At 60.8% G+C, this 1862-nt stretch carries 2 protein-coding genes; both read left to right on the plus strand.

Annotated elements, in window-relative coordinates; translation table 11 throughout:
* Positions 1 to 38 precede the first annotated feature (38 nt).
* Positions 39 to 899, plus strand: a complete 861-nt coding sequence (locus NWQ23_RS15740; protein ID WP_372340141.1) for an ABC transporter permease — start codon at positions 39 to 41, stop codon at positions 897 to 899.
* On the plus strand, positions 896 to 1862 hold a 967-nt coding region (locus NWQ23_RS15745), incomplete at its 3' end, for an ABC transporter ATP-binding protein (RefSeq protein ID WP_306167341.1). The genes NWQ23_RS15740 and NWQ23_RS15745, both read left to right, overlap by 4 nt.

Below are 1862 nucleotides of genomic sequence, written 5' to 3' on the forward strand. Positions count from 1 at the left end.
GGAGGCAAATCATGAAGAACGTCGCAGAAAATCCGGCGATGGAGGCCACGCGCGCCTTCTTTGACAGCCGCATCGCGGTGCTTGGGCTGATAGGGCTTTTGGCCGTCATGTTTGTTGCCATCTTTGCCCCGTGGATCGCGCCGCAAGACCCTTACGATCTGATGCAACTCAACTTTATGGACGGCAAACTGCCGCCCGGCAGCCGTGGGTCAAACGGGGAATTGTTCCTGCTCGGCTCAGATGACCAAGGGCGCGATATCCTGTCGGCGATCCTATACGGTCTGCGCACCAGCCTTGCCGTGGGTGCCGCAAGCGCGGGCATCGCGTTTGTTCTGGGATCGGTCGTCGGCCTCTTTGCCGCCTACGCCGGTGGCTGGATCGACGCGCTGGTGATGCGCATTGTCGAGCTGCAACTGAGCCTGCCCGCCATCCTGATCGCCCTGGTGCTGGTCGCCATTCTGGGCCAAGGCACCGACAAAATCATCATCGCACTGGTGGCCGTGCAATGGGCCTATTACGCCCGCACGATCCGCGCACAAGCAATGATCGAGAAAACCCGCGAGTATATCGAGGCGGGTCGGATGCTGCGCTATTCCACCTCCCGCATCGTGCTGCGTCATTTGTTGCCCAACTGCCTGCCACCGCTGATCGTCCTGGTCACGATGCAGGTGGCCGCCGCCATCGCACTGGAGGCCACACTGAGCTTTCTCGGCATTGGCCTGCCCCTGACCGAACCCTCGCTTGGTCTGCTGATTTCCAATGGCTACGCCGATATGCTCTCGGGCCGCTACTGGCTCAGCTTTTATCCCGGCCTCGCACTGCTCTTCACCATCGTCTCGATCAATCTGGTGGGTGATCAGTTGCGCGACGTCCTGAACCCGAAGGCGCGGCAACAATGACCCTCCTTGATATCAAAAACCTCGAAGTGTCGTTTTCCGCCCGCAAAGGCGATCTGCGCATCCTACACGGCATCGACCTGAGTTTGCAGCCCGGCGAAATCCTCGGGCTTGTCGGCGAAAGCGGCTCCGGCAAATCCGTATTGGCCAAAGCGATCCTCGGGCTGCTGCCCGGCGGCGGCAGCGTCTCCAAAGGGTCTGTGCTGTTTGAGGGCCAAGACCTCGCGCAAGCAGACCCCAAATCCATGCGAAAGATCAGGGGCAACCGGATCGCGATGATCTTTCAGGATCCGATGGCGACGCTGAACCCCGTTCTGCGCATAGACGAGCAGATGCGCGAAGCGATTACCGCGCACCGGTCCTTGCCCCGTGCCGAGGTGAATACCCGCTGTTTTGCCATTCTGAACAAGGTCGGCATTCCCGCTCCCGAAGAACGCTTTGTCTCCTTCCCGCATCAATTGTCGGGCGGGATGCGCCAGCGGATTGCCATCGCGATTGCCCTGCTGAACGATCCCGTGCTGATCCTCGCGGATGAGGCGACAACCGCCCTTGATGTGACGGTACAGGCACAAATCCTGCACGAGATGCACCGCCTTTGCGCGGATGAGGGCACCGCGCTGATCTGGGTCAGCCATGATTTATCGGTGGTGTCGGGCATCGCCGACCGGATTGCCGTGATGTATGCAGGCCGGATCGTGGAATGTGGACCCGTGGAGCAGATCGTTCTGACCCCCCGCCACCCCTATACACTTGGCCTGATCCGGTCCGTCCCCGCCGAGGGCAGCACCGGCAATGAATTGCACCAGATCCCGGGTCTGATGCCATCGCCGGGTGCGCTGCCGCAGGGTTGTGTCTTTGCCGCACGCTGTTTTGCAGCGACTGCAATGTGCCGCGAAGTCGCACCGGAATATACCGAAACGAACGGTCATGGCTTTGCCTGCCATGTCCCCAATGAAGGCGGGCAGA

This window comes from Yoonia sp., assembly GCF_030731595.1.
In the GTDB taxonomy this organism is placed as follows: Bacteria; Pseudomonadota; Alphaproteobacteria; order Rhodobacterales; family Rhodobacteraceae; genus Yoonia.